Here is a 1,585-nt window from a genome sequence, read left to right as displayed (position 1 = left end):
CTGCTGCGCGACGAGATCGAACGCTCGCGTCTTGCCGACGCCGAGCACGCCACGACCGGAGGCCACCGATGACGATCGCACAGGACGACACGCGCATCGAGAGCGGAGCCACCACGACGACCACGATGACCATGGCCGCCGCCTTGAACAGGGCGCTGGCCGACGCCATCGAGTCGGATCCGGATGTGGTGGTCTTCGGCGAAGACGTGGGAGCCCTCGGTGGCGTCTTCCGCATCACGGATGGACTCACCGCACGTTTCGGTGAGGACCGCTGCTTCGACACCCCGCTCGCGGAGTCCGGGATCGTCGGCACCGCGGTGGGGATGGCGATGAACGGGCTGCACCCCGTGATCGAGATGCAGTTCGACGCCTTCGCCCTCCCCGCGTTCGAACAGGTCGTGAGCCATGTCGCCAAGCTCGGCAACCGCACGCGCGGTGGCATGCGCATGCCCCTGGTGATCCGCATCCCGTTCGGGGGCGGCATCGGGGGCGTCGAGCACCACTGCGACTCGTCCGAGGCCTACTACGCCCACACCCCCGGCCTCACGGTCGTCAGCCCGGCCACTCCGCAGGACGCGTACTCCCTGCTGCGTGAGGCCATCGCCTCGCCCGACCCGGTGATCTTCCTCGAGCCCAAGAAGCTGTACTGGAGCAAGGGCGAGGTCGACACCTCGGTCACCGCGGAGCTCGGTTCGGCGCGTATCGCCCGCGACGGCACGGATGTGACGCTCCTCGCGTACGGCTCGTCCGTGCCGCTCGCACTGGAGGTCGCCGAGGTGGCCGCTGCGGAGGGGCGGAGCGTGCAGGTCGTCGACGTCCGCTCCCTCTCGCCGTTCGACGACGCCACCGTGACGGCCGCCGTGAAGTCGACAGGCCGTGCCGTGGTCATCGCGGAGGCGCCGGGCTACGTGAGCGTCGCCTCCGAGATCCAGGCACGCGTGTTCGAGCGCTGCTTCGAATACCTGTCGGCGCCCGTGCGACGGGTGACCGGATTCGACACGCCCTACGCACCTCCGAAGCTCGAGCACTGGTACCTGCCGGACGTCGACCGCGTGCTCGATGCGATCGACACCCTGCACTGGGAGGACGAATCATGAGCACTCCGGTGAAGCCGCAGACGGGCACGCGGGTGTTCCGACTGCCCGACCTCGGCGAGGGGCTGACCGAGGCCGGACTCGTGCAGTGGCTCGTCGCGGTCGGCGACACCATCGTGACGGACCAGCCGATCGCCGAGGTCGAGACCGCGAAGAGCATCGTGGAGCTGCCGTCGCCGTTCGCCGGAGTCATCACGGCTCTGCACCGCACCGCCGGGGACACGATCGACGTCGGCGCCCCCGTGCTCGAGGTGGCGGACTCCCCGTCCTCCGCGGCGACTCCCGCTCCGCCCACCCAGCCCGAGCACGAGGCGTACCGCGAGGAGGAACGCGCGGGCTCAGGGAACGTCCTCATCGGCTACGGCACCACCGCTCGTGCGACCAAGGGGCGGCGGCGCCCCCCGGTCGCATCGACGACGATTCACCCCGCATCGACGACGATCCACTCCGCATCGGGGACGCTTGCGGGCACTTCGCCCGCTGGATCGTCC

2 protein-coding genes are annotated in these 1,585 nt (G+C 70.0%); both read left to right on the top strand.

Annotation, left to right across the window (positions count from 1 at the left end):
• The first annotated feature begins 68 nt into the window (after window positions 1-68).
• On the top strand, window positions 69-1,097 hold the full coding sequence (locus tag DSP71_RS05810; RefSeq protein WP_113680613.1) for an alpha-ketoacid dehydrogenase subunit beta: 1,029 nt from the start codon (window positions 69-71) through the stop codon (window positions 1,095-1,097).
• Window positions 1,094-1,585, top strand: a 492-nt coding sequence (locus DSP71_RS05805) for a biotin/lipoyl-containing protein (RefSeq protein ID WP_309472607.1), incomplete at its 3' end; no start/stop codon positions are given. The genes DSP71_RS05810 and DSP71_RS05805, both read left to right, overlap by 4 nt.

Source organism: Microbacterium sp. H6 (assembly GCF_003314775.1).
GTDB lineage: Bacteria > Actinomycetota > Actinomycetes > Actinomycetales > Microbacteriaceae > Microbacterium > Microbacterium oxydans.
This window is presented reverse-complemented; position numbering and strand designations above follow the sequence as displayed.

Bases quoted from the DNA above. Each gene is read 5' to 3' on its own strand.
- DSP71_RS05810 (WP_113680613.1), top strand. From the start codon at position 69: ATGACGATCGCACAGGACGACACGCGCATCGAGAGCGGAGCCACCACG.